General features: G+C 61.3%; 15 protein-coding genes and 2 pseudogenes. 11 read left to right on the top strand and 6 right to left on the bottom strand.

Going from position 1 to position 19,847, the window contains the following annotated elements:
- Positions 1–27: 27 nt before the first annotated feature.
- Positions 28–1,833 carry a PHA/PHB synthase family protein gene (locus tag ON753_RS11420; protein WP_265962638.1) on the bottom strand — a complete coding sequence of 602 codons (1,806 nt, stop codon included), beginning with the start codon at positions 1,831–1,833 and terminating at the stop codon, positions 28–30.
- A 232-nt stretch (positions 1,834–2,065) separates the two neighbouring features.
- Here ON753_RS11420 and ON753_RS11415 point away from each other — a divergent pair, with 232 nt between their 5' ends.
- From ON753_RS11415 to ON753_RS11365, 11 genes and pseudogenes are all read left to right on the top strand, one after another.
- A complete protein-coding gene (locus ON753_RS11415; protein ID WP_265962636.1) occupies positions 2,066–2,311 on the top strand; it encodes a hypothetical protein in 246 nt (81 codons plus the stop codon).
- A 287-nt stretch (positions 2,312–2,598) separates the two neighbouring features.
- Positions 2,599–3,816 (top strand): LL-diaminopimelate aminotransferase, encoded by a 1,218-nt coding sequence (locus ON753_RS11410; protein ID WP_265962635.1) that lies wholly within the window; start codon positions 2,599–2,601, stop codon positions 3,814–3,816.
- A gap of 22 nt (positions 3,817–3,838) precedes the next feature.
- Entirely contained in the window at positions 3,839–5,161 is a 1,323-nt protein-coding gene (locus ON753_RS11405) for a homoserine dehydrogenase (RefSeq protein ID WP_265962634.1), read from the top strand.
- Positions 5,162–5,211: 50 nt separating this feature from the next.
- The gene (glpX, locus tag ON753_RS11400; protein WP_265962633.1) at positions 5,212–6,207 is read left to right on the top strand and encodes a class II fructose-bisphosphatase; all 996 of its coding nucleotides are present in this window, start codon (positions 5,212–5,214) and stop codon (positions 6,205–6,207) included.
- 11 nt (positions 6,208–6,218) lie between these two features.
- Positions 6,219–8,040 (top strand): annotated as a pseudogene (gene recJ / locus ON753_RS11395) (single-stranded-DNA-specific exonuclease RecJ).
- A gap of 103 nt (positions 8,041–8,143) precedes the next feature.
- A complete protein-coding gene (locus tag ON753_RS11390) occupies positions 8,144–8,335 on the top strand; it encodes a hypothetical protein (protein ID WP_265962631.1) in 192 nt (63 codons plus the stop codon).
- An 88-nt stretch (positions 8,336–8,423) separates the two neighbouring features.
- The gene (locus ON753_RS11385; RefSeq protein WP_265962630.1) at positions 8,424–9,314 is read left to right on the top strand and encodes a nitrilase-related carbon-nitrogen hydrolase; all 891 of its coding nucleotides are present in this window, start codon (positions 8,424–8,426) and stop codon (positions 9,312–9,314) included.
- Between the two features lie 117 nt (positions 9,315–9,431).
- Positions 9,432–9,917, top strand: coding sequence for an NUDIX hydrolase (locus ON753_RS11380; RefSeq protein WP_265962628.1), 486 nt, complete (start codon positions 9,432–9,434; stop codon positions 9,915–9,917).
- Positions 9,918–10,089: 172 nt separating this feature from the next.
- Positions 10,090–11,595, top strand: coding sequence for an inorganic phosphate transporter (locus tag ON753_RS11375; RefSeq protein WP_265962627.1), 1,506 nt, complete (start codon positions 10,090–10,092; stop codon positions 11,593–11,595).
- Between the two features lie 113 nt (positions 11,596–11,708).
- Positions 11,709–12,194 (top strand): NUDIX hydrolase, encoded by a 486-nt coding sequence (locus ON753_RS11370; protein WP_265962626.1) that lies wholly within the window; start codon positions 11,709–11,711, stop codon positions 12,192–12,194.
- Between the two features lie 123 nt (positions 12,195–12,317).
- On the top strand, positions 12,318–13,811 hold the full coding sequence (locus ON753_RS11365; protein ID WP_265962625.1) for an inorganic phosphate transporter: 1,494 nt from the start codon (positions 12,318–12,320) through the stop codon (positions 13,809–13,811).
- A gap of 10 nt (positions 13,812–13,821) precedes the next feature.
- Here the strand turns inward: ON753_RS11365 and ON753_RS11360 are convergent, their stop codons facing one another.
- The 5 genes and pseudogenes from ON753_RS11360 to ON753_RS11340 all read right to left on the bottom strand — a co-directional run bounded on the left by ON753_RS11360 (position 13,822) and on the right by ON753_RS11340 (position 19,810).
- On the bottom strand, positions 13,822–14,568 hold the full coding sequence (locus ON753_RS11360; protein ID WP_265962623.1) for an endonuclease/exonuclease/phosphatase family protein: 747 nt from the start codon (positions 14,566–14,568) through the stop codon (positions 13,822–13,824).
- Between the two features lie 84 nt (positions 14,569–14,652).
- Positions 14,653–15,246, bottom strand: a complete 594-nt coding sequence (locus ON753_RS11355; protein ID WP_265962622.1) for a sarcosine oxidase subunit gamma — start codon at positions 15,244–15,246, stop codon at positions 14,653–14,655.
- Positions 15,239–18,241 carry a sarcosine oxidase subunit alpha family protein gene (locus ON753_RS11350; protein ID WP_265962621.1) on the bottom strand — a complete coding sequence of 1,001 codons (3,003 nt, stop codon included), beginning with the start codon at positions 18,239–18,241 and terminating at the stop codon, positions 15,239–15,241. Before ON753_RS11350 ends, ON753_RS11355 begins: the two co-directional genes overlap by 8 nt.
- Positions 18,238–18,543 (bottom strand): sarcosine oxidase subunit delta, encoded by a 306-nt coding sequence (locus ON753_RS11345; RefSeq protein ID WP_265962620.1) that lies wholly within the window; start codon positions 18,541–18,543, stop codon positions 18,238–18,240. Before ON753_RS11345 ends, ON753_RS11350 begins: the two co-directional genes overlap by 4 nt.
- 14 nt (positions 18,544–18,557) lie before the next feature.
- Positions 18,558–19,810: pseudogene (locus ON753_RS11340) on the bottom strand (sarcosine oxidase subunit beta family protein).
- Positions 19,811–19,847: the final 37 nt, after the last annotated feature.

Raw genomic sequence — 19,847 nt, 5'->3', positions numbered from 1 at the left:
AACGAGCTGTCTCGCCGCTTTGAACCGCTACACCTTCTGCATCACGTAGGAGCCGGGCGCATCCTCGAGGATTTTCACCCGGTTCGCACCGGGCTTGCGGGCCTTGGCCAGCGTGTCATCCTGGGAGCGGATCCACTGATCCCAGTATGGCCACCAGGAGCCGGGATGTTCTTCCGCATTCTTGAGCCAGTTTTCAAGTGTGCCCTTGGGCTCCCTGCCGGTCCAGTACTGGTACTTGTTCTTTGCCGGCGGGTTGACAACACCGGCAATATGGCCTGAGCCGGACAGGACGTATTCCACCGGACCGCCGAAACAGCCCGAGCCGAGGAAAACCGACTTGGGCGGGGCAATATGGTCTTCCCGGGTGGCAAGATTGAAGATCGGGATCGTCACCTCGGAAAGGTCCAGCGTTTCACCGGCAATCTCCATCTCGCCCTTGGACAGTTTGTTATCCAGATAACAGTTGCGCAGATAGAACGAGTGGTTCGCCGCCGGCATGCGGGTGGAATCGGAATTCCAGTACAGCAGGTCGAAGGGGAACGGTTCCTGGCCCTTGAGGTAGTTGTTGATCACATAGGTCCAGATCAGGTCGTTCGACCGGAGCATATTGAAGGCCGAAGACATCTTCGAGCCATCGAGATAGCCGTACTCCGCCATCCGCTTTTCCAGAATGGCGATCTGATCTTCATCGACGAAGACCTTGAGATCGCCTGCGAGGGTGAAGTCGACCTGGGTGGTGAAGAAGGTCGCGGTCTTGATCCGCTCGTCGCCGATACGGGCCAGATAAGCCAGCGTCACCGCCAGCAGCGTTCCGCCGACACAATAGCCGATGGTGTTCACTTCCTCCTGCCGGGTGGCGCGCTTGATGACGTCGAGGGCGTGGAGAATGCCCTCCTTCATGTAATGCTCAAAGCTCTTCTGGGCCTGCCGCTTATCCGGATTGACCCAGGAGATAATGAACACGGTATGCCCCTGGTCGACGGCCCATTTGATGAAGGATTTCTCCGGATTGAGGTCGAGAATGTAGAACTTGTTGATCCAGGGCGGCACGATCAGGAGCGGCCGCTTGAGCACCTTTTCCGTCGTCGGCGTGTATTGGATGATCTGGCAGATATCATTCTGCGCGATCACCTTGCCGGGCGTGGTGGCGAGGTTTTCGCCGAGCTTGAATTTGGACGGGTCGGTCTGCCGGATCTTCAACTCGCCTTGTCCCGTTTTCAGGTCTTCGGCCAGATGCTGCATTCCCTTGACGAGGTTTTCGCCATTGCTTTCCAGGGTGAGGCGCAGCAGTTCCGGATTGGTGAGCACGAAATTGGAAGGCGAAACGGCATTGGCGATCTGCTTGACGTAGAATTCCGCCTTGTGGCGGGTATGCTCATCAAGCCCCTGGGCATCGAGGACCATGTCCTCGGCCCATTTGCTGGTGATGAGATAGAGCTGCTTGATGAAGTCGAAATACTGATTGCCTTCCCAGTCGGGATCCGCGAAGCGTCGGTCCTTTTCCGGTGTCTGGACGGCTGGCTCCGCCGGTTCGCCCATCATGCGTTTGAGCGATGAATTCCAAAGGGTGATGTAGCCGTTCCACAGCCTGGACTGGGCTTCGACGGCCCGCTGGGGATCGGACATCCAGTACTCACCCACCTGGGCGAGTGTCTTGACGACGCCCGTCAGCTCGTCGGTCGAATCGCGGGGGATCTTGCCTTGTTCGCGGGGCTCGATGTAAGCGGCCAGAGCTTTTCCGGCCTGCTCCAGCGTTTTGGCCAGGTTTTGGGCAAAGGCTTCCGGATTATTGATTATATACTGCAACATCGGATGCTGGCGGTCATCAGCCATAGGCGGGGTTTCCCTCCGGTTTTCGCTGCTCTGTCCGGCCTTGGGACGGCCTGGGCCCATATCCGTTCAAACGACTTATCTTGTTATATTTGCGTTGGTATTTTGAACTATCAGATATTTATGACACAACGTTCTGGTTCCGTCGATTGGTTTCCAATGGGATCGAGAGCCTCTCGTTGCCATGTAACAATCCCGCGGAGCAAGGTGCAAGACTGGGGAGGAAAGGTTGTCCATGATGCGTGGCGTATTGGTTCCGGTTTGCAGCCTGGCGCTGCTGCTATCGCTGTCGGCCTGCTCGGTTGGACCCGGTACGCCGCTTGTGGATGCCTTGAAGATGAGGCCGGGGCGGGGAAGTGCAAACGTGCCCCCGCCCACCGGTTACGGAGTTCCGGTCTATCCGGCCGAGTCGACCGGACTGATCAATCCGAAGCAACGCGCAGCCACCGAAGCCTATCTGGAATCTCTGGCTTCAGAGTAAGCGGCCGCGGTCCCGCATTCGGCCGCGGGATTGGCCAAGCGGAGGGTTCGCAAAGACGCAGCATGGCGTGCGAGATCCGCGGCGATGAAAAGCCGCCGCAATCGCCTCTTTCAGCGTGCCCGTGATACACTTGGAAATGCGTTCTACCATTCGCCTTATTTTTAGTCGGCCAGCGACGTAAAGACGGGTGCGTAAATTTTGCGGGGCTGCTAAAAGGGCCCCGCCGCGCTCACGCTGCGCCTGGTGTGCCGCGCGCTGATATCGTCAAACTCGCAAGGATCCGCGCCATGGAGGAATTCCACAAGGTCAAACGGCTGCCGCCATATGTCTTCGAACAAGTCAACCGCTTGAAGGCGAAGGCGCGTGCGGCGGGGGCGGATATCATCGATCTTGGAATGGGCAATCCCGACCTGCCGACGCCGAAGCACATCGTCGACAAGCTGACCGAGGTGATACAGGATCCGCGCACGCACCGATACTCGGCCTCCAAGGGCATCGGCGGTCTGCGCAAGGCCCAGGCTTCCTACTATGGCCGCCGGTTCGGCGTGAAACTCGATCCGGACACCCAGGTCATCGCGACTCTCGGGTCCAAGGAAGGATTCGCCAATATGGCTCAGGCGATCTCCGCACCGGGAGACGTGATCCTGAGCCCGAATCCCAGTTATCCGATCCACACCTTCGGCTTTCTCATGGCCGGTGCATCGATCCGCAACATTCCCGCCGAGCCGGGACCGGCCTTTTTCGATGCTCTGGAACGGGCCATCATCCACTCCGTGCCGAAGCCGATCGCGATCATCCTCTGCTATCCGGCAAACCCGACCGCCTATTGCGCCGATCTGGACTTTTACAAGGATGTCGTCGCCTTTGCGCGCAAGCACGATATCTTCATCCTGTCGGATCTGGCCTATTCCGAAATCTATTTCGGCGACACGCCGCCGCCTTCGGTTCTGCAGGTTCCCGGCGCGATGGATGTCACCGCGGAATTCACGTCGCTCTCCAAGACTTTCTCCATGCCCGGATGGCGCATGGGATTTGCGGTGGGGAACGAAAGGCTGATTTCCGCGCTCTCCCGCGTCAAATCCTATCTCGACTATGGCGCGTTCACTCCGATTCAGGTTGCCGCCACCGCGGCCCTCAACGGCCCGGATGATTGCATCCGGGAGACGCGCGAGGTCTACAGGCGGCGGCGGGACGTGGTGGTCGACAGTTTCGGCCGCGCCGGCTGGCACATTCCCGCACCCGAAGCCAGCATGTTCTGCTGGGCGCCCATTCCCGAGCCGTTCCGCTCTCTCGGCAGCCTGGAATTCTCAAAGCTTCTGCTGGAAAAGGCGGAAGTGGCCGTCGCGCCGGGGCTCGGTTTCGGGGAGCACGGCGATGAATACGTGCGCATCGGGTTGGTGGAAAACGAACAACGGCTGCGCCAGGCGGCAAGAAATATCCGCCGCTTCCTTGAAACTGCGGAGCAAAAGCTGCACAACGTCATCCCGCTCGGGACCTCAGGCTGAATAGAACTGGACTAAATTCCGCATGGCAGAAGCATTGAAAGTGGGCGTCGCAGGCCTTGGGACCGTAGGCGCCTCTGTCGTTCAACTCCTTGCAAAGCACGGGGGCCAGATTGCCCGAAAGTCCGGCCGTGCCGTGACCGTGACCGCGGTTTGCGCACGGGACAGGAACAAAGATCGTGGCTTTGATGTTTCAAGCCTGGAATGGTTTTCTGATCCGGTCGAAATGGCCGAAAAGGCGGAGGTCGACATCTTTGTGGAGCTGATCGGCGGCGACAACGGTGCGGCCGAAGAGTGCGTGCGCGCCGCTCTTCAGCGCGGTATTCACGTCGTCACGGCTAACAAGGCGCTGCTTGCCAAACACGGTGTGTCCCTGGCAGGGCTCGCAGAAGCCAACAATGCCTGCCTGAACTACGAAGCGGCCGTTGCCGGCGGTATCCCCATCGTCAAGACGCTGCGCGAATCCATGGCCGGAAACGACGTCAGCCGCGTCTACGGCATCCTCAACGGAACCTGCAACTACATCCTGACCCGCATGGAGGCTGAGGGCATCGGTTTCGAGGAGTGCCTGGCCGATGCACAGCGTCTTGGTTATGCCGAAGCAGACCCGAGCTTCGATATCGAAGGCAACGACACGGCACACAAGCTCGCGATCCTGACCAGCCTAGCCTTCGGGACAAAGATCTCCAGCGACGACATCTATATGGAGGGGATCACCTCCATCGCGAGTGCGGACATAGAGGCGGCCGACGAACTCGGATTCCGCATCAAGCTTCTCGGCGTTGCTCAACGCACGGAAACGGGGATCGAGCAGCGGGTGCATCCGACGATGGTGCCGAAGTCCTCCGCCATCGCGCGCATCGACGGCGTGCTGAATGCGGTCGCCGTGGACGGCGACTATGTGGGTGAAATCGTCCTTGTGGGTCCTGGCGCGGGCGGCGATGCGACGGCTTCCTCCGTCGTGGCCGACATTGCCGATATCGCCCGCGGCGACCAGACCCCGGTGCTCGGCATGCCGGCGGCGGACCTGAAGGAATACCAGCGGGCACGCATGCGCATGCACGAGGGCGGGTACTACATCCGCCTGAGTGTCTACGACCGTCCGGGCGCATTCGCCGAAATCGCCCGCTGCATGGGCGAGGCGGGCATATCGCTTGAGTCCATCGTTCAGAAGCGTCATGCGACCCACCATGCGCCGGGCAAATATAATGCCGACGTGCCGCAGCCTGTCATATTGATCACGTATGAAACCACGGAAGTTGCGATCAAGGAGGCTCTAGAGGTGGTCATGTCGAAGGGCGTGGTCTCCGAAAAGCCGCAAATGATCCGGATCGAGAAACTGAGTTGAGTTCTAAAGAGTACAGCGAGAGGCGTCTTGCGGGAGAACTGGAGATGTTGATGTCCAATACTGAAAATCAGCCGTCGAGCGGTCTGGACCGCATTCTGACCCTGGAGCTGGCGCGCGTCAGCGAAAGAGCGGCTGTATCAGCGGCGCGTCTGCGTGGCCATGGCGACGAGATGGCGGCCGATCAGGCAGCGGTGGACGCGATGCGCAGGGAGCTGAACCGCTTGCCGATCGACGGCACTGTGGTGATCGGTGAGGGCGAGCGCGACGAGGCGCCGATGCTTTACATCGGCGAGAATGTCGGCACCAAGCAGGGACCGAAGGTCGACATCGCTCTCGACCCGCTTGAAGGCACCACCATATGCGCGAAGAACCTGCCGAATTCCCTGGCCGTTATCGCACTGGCGCCGCACGGCGACCTGCTGAATGCGCCGGACAGCTACATGGACAAGATCGCCATTGGCCCGGGCTACCCCCAGGGCCTGATCGATCTTGACGCATCGATCGCCGACAATATCGCTGCCGTCGCCAAGGCAAAGGGCGTGACGGTCGGCGAAATCACCGCCTGCGTTCTCGACCGTCCACGTCATGCGCGCCTGATCGAGGAAATCCGCGCGACAGGTGCTGCCATCCGCCTGATCGGCGATGGCGATGTTGCAGGGATCATTCACACAACCGACCCGGACGAGACCGGCATCGACATTTATGCCGGCATCGGGGGGGCGCCGGAAGGCGTTCTGGCGGCTGCCGCGCTGCGCTGCATCGGCGGTCAGATGCAGAGCCGGCTCGTCATCACTCGCGACGAACAGGTCGAGCGGGCCCACCGTATGGGCATCGAAGACATCAAGAAGAAATACACGCTGGAGGAAATGGCGGGTCCCGACGTTCTGTTCGCCGCAACCGGCGTAACGGACGGCAACTTTCTGCAGGGCGTACGGTTCGGCCGGCACCATATCACGACCCATACCGTGGTCATGCGTTCGTCCACCGGAACCGTCCGCTACATCAAGGCCCAGCACACGGATCTCGAAAAATTCCTTCTGGACTAAGTCGGCATTGAATGATCGCAAACTTCGGGGATGGTGAAGAAAGGCGGCTCGTTCTGGGGGTCGCACGATCCGCAAATGACAATGCCTGGCGGGAGCGTTTGAACGCAGCCGACTCCCGCGCAGCCATGGCCATCTGCCAGACCCATGGACTTCCGGACGTTCTGGCGCGGGTCATGGCCGCCCGGGGCGTTCTGGCCGAACAGGCTCCGGAATTTCTGGAGCCGTCGCTCAAGACGCTGATGCCGGATCCCTCCACGCTCGTGGACATGGACGCTGCCGTTGCCCGCGTCGCCGATGCCGTCCAGGCGGGCAGGAAGATCGCGATCTTTGGCGACTATGACGTCGACGGTGCAACCTCCTCGGCGATTTTTGCCAAGTATCTTCAATGGCTCGGTCTGGATCCGGTCATTCACATTCCGGACCGGATCATCGAAGGCTATGGACCCAACGGCCCGGCCATCGAGCACCTGCGTCAAGGCGGCGCCGAGCTGCTGGTAACGCTCGATTGCGGCAGCACGTCCTTCGAGGCGTTCGAGACCGCCAGGACACTCGATCTCGACGTCGTCGTGATCGATCACCACCAGGTTGGGGAAACGCTTCCGGCCGTCAGCGCCCTGGTCAACCCCAATCGGCAGGACGATCTGTCAGGGCAGGGGCATCTTGCCGCTGTCGGGGTGACCTTCCTGTTTCTGGTGGGTCTCAACCGGGAACTGCGCCGGCGGGGCGCCTTCCAGAGCCGGCCGCAGCCGGACCTGATGGCGCTCCTGGATCTCGTCGCGCTCGGAACCGTGTGCGACGTGGTTCCCCTGCAGGGGCTGAACCGTGCCTATGTCACGCGCGGCCTGGCCATCATGCATCAGAGACGGAATTTCGGCCTGACGGCGCTCTCAGACGCCGCCCGGGTAAGCGGCAAGCCGGCTCCTTATCACCTTGGCTTCCTGATCGGCCCGCGCATCAATGCGGGCGGGCGGATCGGCGACGCGGCACTGGGCGCCAGACTTCTGACGACCGAGGATCCCCACGAGGCCCGGGCGATTGCCGAGCGTCTCGACCAGCTCAATTCGGAGCGTCAGGTGATGGAAGCCGCGATGCTGGAACAGGCGGGCGTGGAAGCGGTCCTTGCGATTGATTCGCGTAATCCCGCGGTTCTTCTCACCGGTTCGGACGGCTGGCATCCGGGTATCGTCGGCCTGATCGCGTCCCGTCTCAAGGAAGCGCACAGGCGGCCTGCCTTTGCCATTGCCTATGACGAGATCCGGCAAGGGGACGGGCTCCGGCCGTTCCATCGCCGGCGTCGACCTTGGCAAGGCGGTACGCAGGGCGGTGGACGAGGGCTTGCTGGAAAAGGGCGGCGGCCATGCCATGGCAGCCGGGTTGACGGTCCGCCGGGAAAAGGCAGCCGATCTGGAAAGCTTCTTCAACGAGGTCCTGAAGGACGACGTCGAGGCGGCGACGGCGCACAGGGAAGTCAGGATCGATGCGGCCCTGACGGCGACCGGCGCCACCCTGGACCTCATGGATCTTCTGGAGAAAGCCGGTCCCTTTGGCGCCGGACATGCGGAACCGGTGTTTGCATTTCCCGCGCACCGTATTTCCTTTGCCGATGTCGTTGGCAAAGGCCACGTCAGGGCCACTCTTGCGGCGGGCGACGGGAAACAGCTCAAGGCGATTTGTTTCAAGGCCGATGACAAGCCGCATGGCAGGATGCTGCTCGAGGGCCGCGGCAGCTCGCTTCATGTTGCCGGAACGCTGTCTGTCGATACCTGGCAGGGTACACCCAGGGTTCAGCTGCGTATCCTGGATGTGGCGGATCCGCGAAAAAGCCGGATCTAGAGTATCTGTGTTGGTCAAGGAAGGGATGGCGTCCGCTGCGATTAACCAAACCCTAAGGGACTTTCCTTAGCATGGCTTCACGAAGGAATCGTGAGGATCAGGTATGCGCGCTCAGAATGAGCTTTCGCCGTATTTTGCGGAAATTGACCTGCGTACCGACCGTGCGCTGAAAGGGATTCGTGAAGTCCGCCGGACGGCAAAGCTCACTGCACTGCCCAGAGAACCGAAAGCGCTGGCCATCGGCACGGGCTTTCTTGTTGTTCTTGCCGCATTTGCCGGTCTGTTTTTGAACTGAAACGAGACTCCGCCGTTATCCGGCTTGATTTCGCCCGTGGCAGCCATCTATGTCATTGCGTCAATGACGGCATTTCGATTGGGCGCTCATGGCTGATTATTCTGTTGCACTCTGGTCTTTCAATCTGAGCCGCGCTCCTGCTTCGGTCTTCGCTTTCGCGCGCCAGATCGAAGAAGGGCTCGAGCGGGCAGCCGCAGAAGGTGCAAGACTGCTCGTTCTGCCTGAATATCTGATCGAGTGCTGCCTGGCGTTCAAACCCGACGGATTGCCTCCGGAAGAGGAGATGTCGTTTCTGGCGGATGTCGGGGCGGATCTTCTGCCCTTGCTGGGGCCCTTGCCAGAGAAACACGGCGTTTCCGTGCTTGCCGGCACGATGCCGGTGAAAACCGCCAGCGGCATAACCAACACGGCCATTCTGCTCACCAGCGACGGCCGCGAGATCCGCCAGGACAAACTCTGCCTGACTCCCTTCGAACTGGGTTCAGGAGCATGGCAATTGGTCCCGGGCACGGAACTGAAGGTTTTTGAACTCGACGGCCTGAAAATGGCGATCCTGGTCTGCCTCGATGTCGAAATGCCGGCCCTCAGCAGCCTTCTGGCCAGACAGGATCTGGATCTGTTGCTGGTTCCCTCAATGACCGAAAAGCCGTCCGGTTATCACCGGGTGTTTGGCTGCGCCAAGGCGCGCGCCGTCGAGCTCATGTGCGCCGTCGGCGTTTGCGGTGTCGTCGGCGCCTCGAAGGGGACGACGCAGAACGATACCAATTTCTCCGGTGCAGCGCTTTATCTGCCTTGTGAAGAGGAATTCGGATATTCCGGCGTAGCTGCGGAGATTCCGCTGACCGGTGGCACAAGCGGCGACGAACCTTTTCTGGTCTCGTCCGTTCCCGTAGAGGAATTGCGCGCTCTGAAATCCGGTAAAGCAGAAGTGTGGCCGGGGGCATGGACCGCGGATCACGTCAAGGTTTCCGCGGGTTGACCTGCCGAAAGATGGGCCCGATGCCAGGGCGGAAATGCGCACAAAGTGCACTTTATTCGATGGACTGCGCTGCGAGAATCCTTATATACAGCGTATTCCGATTGTTCAGGTGTGGAAATGGGATTCGCAAAGTCGATAACAGCACAGGATTTTTCGTGGCTGCAGGGGCTGAGCGGTTTGTTCATCAGACCGGCCCGGTTGCAGATCGCCGCCCTGTGCTATCGGCCCGGAGATACGGAACCCGAAATCCTCTTCGTTTCCACGCGCGGCGCCGGTCGCCTGATCCTGCCCAAAGGCTGGCCGGAAAAGGACAAGCCCACATTTGAAACAGCCGTCATCGAGGCATATGAAGAAGCGGGCGTGATCGGCAAGGCGGATCCGCGGCCGATTGGGTCGTTCCGTTCCTACAAGGGCCTGGCCGACGGATTGAAAATCCGGACAAAGGTACTGGTATTCAAGATCAGGTTCGAAAAGCAGCTTGAGGATTTTCCGGAGGTCGGTCAGCGCGAATTGCTTTGGCTGCCGATTTCCGAAGCCATGGAAAAGGCCGATGAGCCGTCCTTGAGGCGGTTTCTTCGCCGACACAGGTCCGAAATCAACTGAATTCGGGCGCGCGCTGTTGAATAAATTCAGATCCTGTCGCATCCGTGGCGGTGTTTCGGCGCCGCCGCCTGGGCAGGACATACCTGCCTGATGCCGGATTCGTCCCGCGTTCAATCAGGGGCACGGGAGATGCCGGCGCCTTCCGTATGAGCATTTGAAAGAGGTTTGCTGCGTGCTGTCACACAAGGACCTGAAAGCCAAGGCCCTAGACAAGGATCTGGACAAGATCGGATTCCTCAGCGACGCAGCCGAAGCCATGGGCCGCAGGTTGAGCGGGCCTGCTGTTGCGATCACGTTTCTTGCCCTGTGTGCCGGCATTGCTGCCACCCAGATCGGCTCCTCGGGCCTGTCCGATACCGTGCTTCTGCTGGCCGCCAGCGTGATCGGCGGTTACATGGCCCTGAATATCGGCGCGAATGACGTTGCCAACAATGTGGGGCCGGCAGTAGGTGCACGCGTCGTCAGCCTCACCGGCGCGCTGATCATTGCCGCCATCTGTGAAAGTGCCGGTGCTCTGCTCGCCGGATCGGAGGTCATTTCCACCGTTTCGGGGAATATTCTCAGTCCCCGCGACGTGCCTGACAATTTCGCATTCACGCTGGCCATGCTGACCGCGCTGGCCGCGTCGGCTTTGTGGATCAATCTCGCAACCCTTGTCGGCGCGCCGGTCTCCACCACCCATTCGATCATTGGCGGGATCGTCGGGGCCGGAATTGCCGTCAGCGGGTTCGCCGTGATCAACTGGACCACAATCTCGACGATTGCGGTCACCTGGGTTCTCTCCCCCGTGCTGAGCGGCGTGATCGCGGCTGCCCTGATGGCCTTCATGAACGCGCGGGTGATCTACAACGAAAACAAACTGGACGCTGCCCGGTTCTGGCTGCCGGTCCTCCTGGGTGTCATGGGGGCCATCTTTGTCGGCTATGTGGCACTCAAGGCAATGGACCACATCTGGCATGTTCCTGATTGGCTGGCAGTCAGCCTGTCAGTTCTGACCGGGTCAGGGCTCTGGTGGTTCTATCGCGGCGTTGTCGTGAAGCAGATTGATGCGCTGGAAAACCCGACTGGCGCCATGCGGATTCTGTTTGCGGTTCCGCTGATGATCACCGCGGGAATGTTGTCCTTCGCCCATGGGGCCAATGACGTGGCCAACGCAATTGGCCCGCTGGCGGCAATTGTCCTCAGCCGGTCCAGTGAGGTCGCCGATCTGAGCTTCTGGTATCTGGGCGGGGCCAATTCGGACATTCCGCTCTGGGTGAGGGCGGTCGGTGCCTTCGGCATCTCGGCCGGGTTGCTGCTGTTCGGCCGCCGCATCGTGACCGTCGTCGGCAAGAAGATCACCAAGCTGAGCCCCGTTCGCGCCTTTTGCATCACGCTGGCAGCCGCAGCCACGGTGCTGGCGGCGTCGGGCTTCGGATTGCCCGTGTCCTCGACACACACGGCCGTTGGCGCTGTCTTTGGTGTCGGATTTTACCGCGAATGGTACCGTAACCGCTATGTGGCCGATCAGGGCCGCATGAAACCGCGCAAGTGGCTCAACCGCGAAGAACGCAGGCGCCGGCTCCTGGTCCGCCGGGCCAATCTGCTGACCATCATCGCCGCATGGACGGTAACCGTTCCCGCGTCCGCGCTGCTGGCCGCAGCGCTCTATAAAATTCTCGAACTGATACTGGCGTAGCAACCCGGCTGGAACGATGGAACTTGGGGCGCTATGGTTTCATTGTCCGAAGGCACGTGCCGGCGAAAGCGAAGCGGAGAGCTTTGCGGCCGGGTTCAAGGACGGAGGATCCGATGGCACTTTCGAATCTGCAACCCCATGATCGAGCGTCCTGGTGGCAGAGCATCACACTGTTGTTCCGCCGTCCCGCCAGGCTGCAGGTGGCCGCGCTGTGCCACCGCGAGCGCAACGGAAAGCGTGAGGTCCTGCTGATCACGACCAAGACCACACACCGGTGGATCCTGCCGAAAGGCTGGCCGGATCTGTCCATGGAAGCGCACCGTACGGCGGCGATCGAAGCGTTCGAAGAAGCCGGCGTTGTCGGAAAGGCGCATGAAGAACCGTTTGCCAGCTTCAGCTCACACAAAGGCGGCAGGGCGGGCTTCCGGATCCGGACCGAAGTCCTTGTCTTTCTGGTCGATGTTGAAAGCACCACGGAAGATTACCGCGATCGCGGTGAGCGGGACGTTCGCTGGGTCCCGATCGACGAGGCAATCAGGCTGGCCGACGATCCCGGGCTGGTTGACGTTCTCCGCAAGCTGGACAGATTAGCCGGATAATATATTCGTTGAGGCGGCGCCAAAAAGGTTGACCTTTGCCGGTGAATGTTTAAGGCAAGCCTCGTGATGTGCCTGCCTGAACCGGGCGGCAACCTCGACAAACATGCCGGCCCTGAGACTCTCATGCCTAATTTGAAAAAGCCGACACTCGACAAAGATCTCGACAAACTGAGCTACGTGGAAGAAGCGGCGGGCACGCTGGGACGCGGTCTTATCGCTCCAGGTATCGCTCTTGTCTTCATCGTCCTGTGCGCCCTGGCAGCAGGCGCAACGATGTCCGATGCGCCGAGCACTGTTCTCATCGTCGCCGCCGCCGCGGTGGGGGCCTATATGGCGCTCAACATCGGTGCAAACGACGTTGCCAACAATGTCGGCCCTGCTGTCGGTTCGAGAGCCATGACGTTGATGACGGCGCTGATTATCGCGGCCGTCTTTGAAAGTGCCGGTGCGCTGATTGCAGGCGGCGACGTGGTTGGAACGATTTCGAAGGGCATTATCGACCCCGGTGCGGTGGCGACACCCACGGTGTTCATGGCCGCCATGATGGCGGCGCTGGTTTCCTCCGCTTTGTGGATCAATCTGGCAACCTGGGTCGGAGCGCCGGTTTCGACAACACACGCCATCGTCGGCGGTGTGATGGGCGCGGGTATCGCCGCTGCGGGATTTGGCGCGGTCAACTGGCCGACCATGGGCAGCATTGCCGCAAGCTGGGTGATTTCGCCGTTCCTGGGAGGGGCCATCGCAGCCCTGTTTCTCGCCTTCATCAAGACCTTCATCATCTACCGTGAGGACAAGATCGCGGCAGCGCGCCGGTGGGTTCCCGTCCTCATCGGTGTCATGGCGGGAGCCTTTGCAAGCTATCTTGCGCTCAAGGGGCTGAAGAAGCTCGTCAAGATCGACATGCCGACATCCCTGCTGATCGGTGTGGCCGCAGGGCTGATCGTCTGGTTGGTGGTTCGTCCGATCATCAGGCGTCAGTCCGCAGGGCTGGAGAACCGGAACCAGTCCCTGCGGACGCTGTTTGCCATGCCACTTGTATGCTCGGCGGCCCTGCTGTCCTTTGCGCACGGCGCCAACGATGTCGCCAATGCTGTTGGTCCGCTTGCCGCGATCGTCCATACGGCCGAGCTTGGCGAGGTCGTCTCGAAGGTCAGCATCCCGCTCTGGGTCATGGCAGTCGGCGCTTTCGGCATTTCCTTCGGTCTGCTGTTGTTCGGCCCGAAGATCATCCACATGGTTGGCCAGCAGATCACCAAGCTCAATCCGATGCGGGCCTATTGCGTGTCGCTGTCTGCCGCTATCACGGTCATCATCGCCTCCGGCCTCGGCTTGCCCGTCAGTTCCACGCACATTGCCGTCGGCGCCGTCTTCGGCGTCGGGTTTTTCCGGGAGTGGTACACGGAGCGCTCGAAGCGCCGGCTCGAATACGTGAACAAGCAGCCGAATTCCAGCGGCAATGAAGTCCGGCCCGTCCGCAATCGCGAGGAGCAGGCGCGGCGTCATCTGGTGCGCCGTGCCCATTTCATGACGATCATCGCCGCTTGGATCGTAACTGTCCCTGCCGCCGCGGCCCTGTCGGGCGCGCTCTATTTCGTCATCGTGAAGCTGATCGCCTGACAGGGAACGTCTATCCCGGCAGGTGCCCGGCTGGTTCAAGCGAAAGCCTTGCCCAGACGGGCAGGTGATCGGATGCGATCCGCGCCGTCTTCGACTTGTGAACGCCCGCCTTTTCCACCGTGAATTCCGGACTGGTAATGATTCTGTCGAGGCTGCCGACGGGCATGAGGCTTGGATAACTCCGTCCCGGTGTCGTCACCGCGTAGCGCTCTTCAAAGAGTCGGATACTGCCTGCAGTGCCGCGCCATTCATTCAGGTCACCGATCAGCACGGTCGGCAGATAGTCGAGATGCTCGTGTAGTTGATGCATCAGCGATGTGATCTGCTTCTTGCGGAAATGACCTATCAGGCTCAGATGCATCGCCGCGACCCGGATCTTTTCGCCGGCAATGTTCAGGTCCGCCGCCACGGCGCCGCGCGGCTCCAGCGTGGGCAGCTCGATCCGCCGGTAGTCCAGGATCTCATACGCCTTGCGCACCAGAATGGCATTGCCGTGCCAGCCAAGGCTCTTGACGGAGGTCGCAAACGGCACCGCCTGATAGTCGGTTTCTGCCAGAATGATCTCGCGGTCCAGAGTGCTCGCGCGCGGACCGAAACGTCTGTCCGCTTCCTGCAGGGCCAGGATGTCGCATTCCAGTTCGCGGATTACCCTGAGGGTCCGCTCCGGACGGCGGCGGGCGTCGACGCCGATGGATTTTTGAATATTGTAGGAACCGATCTTGAGCATGGCAGACAGCTTGGCGGCCTTTGGTGTCAATTGGAAGTCGGGGAATTGCGGCTTGGGACTTTATGCCATTGTTTATACAGCCATGAGTTATCTTCTGTGACGTGAGCTCCGACATCAATTGCCGGTCGAGAGGGGCCACGCCTCCAGTTCCCGGGCCGAGTGCACCAGAAGCCCCGTGACATAATCCATGAAAGATACCCATGCTTCCACGACAAAGCTGTCCGGACCGGTACGCCAGATCATTACCGGAGATTTGTGAAACACCGTGCGCGTCACATTTCCGACCGGAAAAGCCTCCGGAGCGAAATCAACGAAAACTCCGGTGTTGAGCAGCCAGACGGCCTTCTCTCCGCTGACGATGACCGCCTCCGATCGGTCGGAAATGTCGACCAACGCATGCGGCTCGCCGCCAAGCTTGCCCTCAATGGCCTCGACGACGGCATGTACGTCGTCTTCCGGCGCCAGAAGCGTCCATTCGTCCGGTCCCATCCAGAGGGCAGCCCGCTTGTCCGCCGTTTGTGACGACAGCGGCGTGTCCGGAAGGGGAACGCCGAGGCCTTCGCCGGCTTTTTCCAGAGCCGCGCCGCGCGCCCGGAAGGACAGGCGGGTCAGCGGTGCCGCCTTCAGGATCGACACGCTGGCGAAGTTGAGCAGGGGCGCTTCGCCGGCGTCCGGGGAAATCAGGTCGCTTGCCAGGGGATCAGGCATTGAGCCGTGCTCCTTCCTTGTCGTAGAACACCGTGCCGGTCACCTTGACCGGAATGCTGTTCTCGGGCATGGGCACGTAGAAGGTTTTGCCTTCCAATGCGTGTCCGTTCTTCACAAGCGCCAGGGCGATCGTTCGCTCCAGAGCCGGGCTGTAATAGGCCGACGTCACGTGACCTTCCGCCGGCGTGCCGGTGGCAGGCGAGGCGACGCTGGTGATCTGCGCGCCTTCTTCCAGCTTCACCTTCGGGTCCTCTGTCAGGAGACCGACGAATTGTTTGCGATTTTCTGCCGTCAGGTCCGGCCGCTCCAGGCCGCGCTTGCCGACGAAGTCGACTTTGTTCTTGCCGATCGCCCAGCCCATGCCGGCGTCATATGGCGTCACCGTGCCGTCCGTGTCATGGCCAACGATGATGTAGCCCTTTTCGGCGCGCAGCACGTGCATGGTTTCCGTGCCGTAGACCGTTCCGCCGTGCTTTTCGATTTCCTTCGACAGCGTCTCCCACATCGTCTTGCCGTGGCGGCGCGGCACGTTGATTTCAAAGCCGAGCTCACCTGTGAAGGATATGCGGAAGAGGCGGCAGGGAATCCCGCTGAATGTCGCTTGCCCGACACTCATATGCGGGAAGGCGTTTGCGGAAATGTCGAGCCCCTCGATGAACGGCGCGATCACGTCGCGCGCCTTCGGGCCCTGGACGGCGGCAACCGCATATTGCTCCGTCGTCGACGTGATCCAGACGTCCAGGTCCGGCCATTCGGTCTGAAGGTAGTCTTCCATGGCCGCAAACACGCGCGGCGCACCGCCGGTGGTCGTCGTCACGTGGAAGCGGTCCTGTGCGAGACGGCCGATGACGCCGTCATCGGTGATGAAGCCTGCATCGTTCAGCAAAAGACCATACCGGCAGCGGCCCGGCGCCAGCTTCTGCCACGGATTGGTGTACATTCGCTCCAGGAATTCGGCCGCGTCCGGACCGACCACCTCGATCTTTCCGAGCGTGGATGCATCGAACAGGCCGACGCTTTCGCGAACCGTCCGGCATTCCCGCGCGACGGCTGCGTGCATGTCTTCACCGGATTTTGGGAAGTACCATGTGCGCTTCCACTGGCCGACGTTTTCGAACACGCCTCCCTGTTTCACGGCCCACTCGTGGGACGGCGTCTTGCGGACAGGATCGAAAAAGTCCCCGCGGGAAACAGTCGCGAAGACGCCAAACGTGGTCGGAGTGAACGGTTGGCGGAACGTGGTCAGGCCGACATCCGTCATGGGCCGCTCCAGTGCGCCAGAGGCAATGCGGAGCGCGTTCATGTTCGACAGACGACCCTGGTCGGTCGCCATGCCCGTGGTCGTATAGCGCTTGATGTGTTCGATCGACTGCATGCCCTCGCGCACGGCGAGCTTCACGTCCTTTGCGGTGACGTCGTTCTGATAGTCGACGAAGGCCTTGACGCGGGAAGCGTTGCGGTCGTGGGGCAACGCGCCGAGCGTGCCGCCGCTGCCGGCCTCGCCGCCCGTGGCCACGGCTCGCGTGGTTGTTGCGGATTTGCAGGTTGCCGCTTTGGCCGCTTGTTCGCCTGCCGCATAGCCGTCATCCAACGTGGCCTGGAGGCCGTAAAGGCCTCTGGCCGCGCCGGCGGAACGTTCCCTCTGAACAGACTTGCCGGGGACATATGCGCCATTTTCTTCCTCCCAGACCACTTTTCCGCGCGACTGGGAGTAGAGGCTGACGCTCGGCGTCCAACCGGCGGACATCAAGAGTGCATCGCATGCGACCTGTCCGCCGGATGCTACTTGGCCGGATGTCATGAGCCGGCCAAGGAGAGCCGCCTTGATACGCTTGCGCCCGAGCGTTCCGGTAACAACGCAGCCGGCCTCGACCCGGATGCCGCGGGCACTGGCGATGGAAACGAGGTTCTCCGAAAGGGTCTCCCGAAGATCGACGATCGCCACGACCTCGACGCCATGATCGGCAAGATCGAAGGCCGCCTGCCACGCCGTGTCACAGGCCGTTGCCACCAGAACCCTTTGCCCGACCTTGACCCCGTACCGGTTCAGATAGGTCCGGCCGGCTTCGGCGAGCAGGATGCCGGGGCGGTCGTTTTCCGGGAAAACCATCGGCCGTTCGACGGCGCCTGCAGCAATCACCACCTCCTTCGCGCGCACCTGCCACAAGCGTTCGCGCGGTAACTTGGGGTCCGGATCGGCAAGATGGTCGGTGATCCGTTCCGCCAGCGCGATGTAGTTATGCGCAAAATAGCCGAAAGCCGTTGTACGCCGCAAAAGCGTGACATTGTCCATCGCAGCAAGTCTGCCGACGCTCTCGGCTGCCCAGGTCGCCCCGTCCTTGCCGTCGACGCTTGCGCTGCTGTCCGACAGCAATGATCCGCCGAACTCGGCCTGTTCGTCGCACACGATGACCCTCGCGCCCGTCTCGGCGGCCGCTTGCGCCGCCGCCAGCCCCGACGGCCCGGAGCCGACTACCAGGACATCGCAATGAGCGTAGAGATTGGCGTAGGAATCGTGGTCCGGGTTTTTCGGCGGCCTGCCGAGACCGGCAGCGGCCCGGATGACGGGTTCATAGACCTTGTGCCAGAAAGACTGCGGCCACATGAAAGTCTTGTAGTAAAAGCCCGCCGGGAAAAGCGGCGACAGCAGATCACTGATCGCGCCGACATCGAAACCGCGTGCGGGAAAGCGGTTCTGCGAGATCGCCGTCAGCCCCTGGTACAGCTCAAGCTGGGTGGCCCTGAGGTTCGGCGTCTGATCTCCGCGCCGGTAGACGCCGACGAGTGCATTCGGCTCCTCCGAGCCGGCGGTGAGGATGCCGCGCGGGCGGTGGTATTTGAACGACCGGCCGACCAGGTGCACACCGTTGGCGATGAGGGCGGAAGCGAGAGTGTCGCCCGGGTGGCCGTGCATCTCCTCGCCATCGAAGGTGAAGGTAAGTTCCACCTTGCGGTCGATCCGCCCGCCTTTTGCAGTCCTAAACGGCTGGCTCATTTGCTGGCATCCCTGACGAGCGCATCAAGATCCGGCATCGGTTCGCCGACCTTGTAGAATTTCAGGAACCTGTCGCTGACCGTGTCGCGCACGGCATTGAAGTTACGGCCGCATCCGTGGATGTGGCGCCAGCGTTCGGCGTATAGACCCTTCGTGTTGCTGCGCATGTAGAGATAGACGGCCCAGTCCTCGTCCGTCGTGTCGGTCGGATCGGCGGGGCGGGCGACATGCGCTTCGCCGCGGCAGGCGAACTCGGTCTCCGCACGCTCCGTGCCGCAATAGGGGCAGTAAACCAGCAGCATTGACGAATTCTCCCCTAATGCGCCACAGCGGCGGCGGCGGCTTCATCGATTAGGCGCCCGGTGCGGAAGCGGTCTATCGTGAACGGTGCGTTGATGGGATGCGGCTCGTCCCTGGCGATCGTATGGGCAAAGACATGGCCCGATCCCGGTGTCGCCTTGAACCCGCCGGTGCCCCAGCCGCAATTCACATAGAGGCCCTTGACGGGTGTCTTGGCGACGATCGGCGAACGGTCGGGCGTCACGTCGACGATGCCGCCCCAGTTGCGCAGCATGCGCATGCGGCGGAAGTGCGGGAAGAGTTCGCAAATCGCCTCGATCGTATGGTTGGTGATGTGGAGGCCGCCCGCCTGGGAATAGGAGATGAACTGGTCGGTGCCGGAGCCGATCACCAGCTCTCCCTTGTCCGATTGGGAAATATAGGCGTGGATCGTGTTGGACATGACCACGCACGGGAAGGCCGGTTTCACCGGCTCGGAGACGAGCGCCTGCAGGGGGAAGGATTTCAGCGGCAAACGGACACCGGCCATGTCCATGATAACGGATGTGTGGCCTGCCGCCACCACGCCGACCTTTTTGTCCTGATGAAACCGCTCGACGTATCAACCCCTTCCACCGCTCCGTTCTGCCCTCGGCGTATGCCGGTGACGGCGCAGTTCTGGATGATATCGACGCCCAGGGCATCGGCGGCGCGGGCGTAGCCCCATGCCACCGCATCGTGGCGCGCCGTGCCACCGACCCGCTGCAGCGCGGCGCCGATCACCGGATAGCGGATGTCTTTGGAGATGTTGAGGGGCGGGCAGTATTCCTTGGCCTGTTCGGGCGTCAGCCACTCGTTCTGAACTCCGGCCAGGCGGTTGGCATGGATATGCCGCTGTGTCACTTGAAGGTCCTGAACGGTGTGCGCCAGCATCATAACGCCGCGCGCCGAGTACATGACGTTGTAATTCAAATCCTGCGACAGGGTCTGCCACATGCCCATGGCGTGATTGTAGAGCGCGGCGCTTTCTTCCCAGAGATAGTTGGATCGCACGATCGTGGTATTCCGGCCGGTGTTGCCGCCGCCGAGCCAACCTTTCTCCACGACTGCCACACGCCGGATGCCGTGCTCCCTGGCAAGGTAATAGGCCGTTGCAAGCCCGTGACCGCCGACGCCGACAATCACCACGTCATACGCGGGCTTGGGTTCCGGAGCCCGCCACTGGCGGCCCCAGTTACGGTGCGCGGAAAAGGCGTTCTTCGCCAGTTCGAGAAAGGAATAGCGCCTCATGAAACTGCGGCTCCCATTGCTGATACCGACTGCGATC

The sequence above is a fragment of the Roseibium salinum genome (genome assembly GCF_026240905.1).
In the GTDB taxonomy this organism is placed as follows: Bacteria; Pseudomonadota; Alphaproteobacteria; order Rhizobiales; family Stappiaceae; genus Roseibium; species Roseibium salinum.
The sequence above is the reverse complement of the archived record's forward strand: the minus strand, read 5'-3'. Positions and strand labels throughout refer to the sequence as shown.

What these genes read in the sequence shown, in the direction of transcription:
- ON753_RS11420 (WP_265962638.1), bottom strand. Translation starts at nt 1,833, where the DNA reads ATGGCTGATGACCGCCAGCATCCGATGTTGCAGTATATAATCAATAAT.
- ON753_RS11415 (WP_265962636.1), top strand. Translation starts at nt 2,066, where the DNA reads ATGATGCGTGGCGTATTGGTTCCGGTTTGCAGCCTGGCGCTGCTGCTA.
- ON753_RS11410 (WP_265962635.1), top strand. Translation starts at nt 2,599, where the DNA reads ATGGAGGAATTCCACAAGGTCAAACGGCTGCCGCCATATGTCTTCGAA.
- ON753_RS11405 (WP_265962634.1), top strand. Translation starts at nt 3,839, where the DNA reads ATGGCAGAAGCATTGAAAGTGGGCGTCGCAGGCCTTGGGACCGTAGGC.
- glpX (WP_265962633.1), top strand. Translation starts at nt 5,212, where the DNA reads ATGTCCAATACTGAAAATCAGCCGTCGAGCGGTCTGGACCGCATTCTG.
- ON753_RS11390 (WP_265962631.1), top strand. Translation starts at nt 8,144, where the DNA reads ATGCGCGCTCAGAATGAGCTTTCGCCGTATTTTGCGGAAATTGACCTG.
- ON753_RS11385 (WP_265962630.1), top strand. Translation starts at nt 8,424, where the DNA reads ATGGCTGATTATTCTGTTGCACTCTGGTCTTTCAATCTGAGCCGCGCT.
- ON753_RS11380 (WP_265962628.1), top strand. Translation starts at nt 9,432, where the DNA reads ATGGGATTCGCAAAGTCGATAACAGCACAGGATTTTTCGTGGCTGCAG.
- ON753_RS11370 (WP_265962626.1), top strand. Translation starts at nt 11,709, where the DNA reads ATGGCACTTTCGAATCTGCAACCCCATGATCGAGCGTCCTGGTGGCAG.
- ON753_RS11365 (WP_265962625.1), top strand. Translation starts at nt 12,318, where the DNA reads ATGCCTAATTTGAAAAAGCCGACACTCGACAAAGATCTCGACAAACTG.
- ON753_RS11355 (WP_265962622.1), bottom strand. Translation starts at nt 15,246, where the DNA reads ATGCCTGATCCCCTGGCAAGCGACCTGATTTCCCCGGACGCCGGCGAA.
- ON753_RS11350 (WP_265962621.1), bottom strand. Translation starts at nt 18,241, where the DNA reads ATGAGCCAGCCGTTTAGGACTGCAAAAGGCGGGCGGATCGACCGCAAG.
- ON753_RS11345 (WP_265962620.1), bottom strand. Translation starts at nt 18,543, where the DNA reads ATGCTGCTGGTTTACTGCCCCTATTGCGGCACGGAGCGTGCGGAGACC.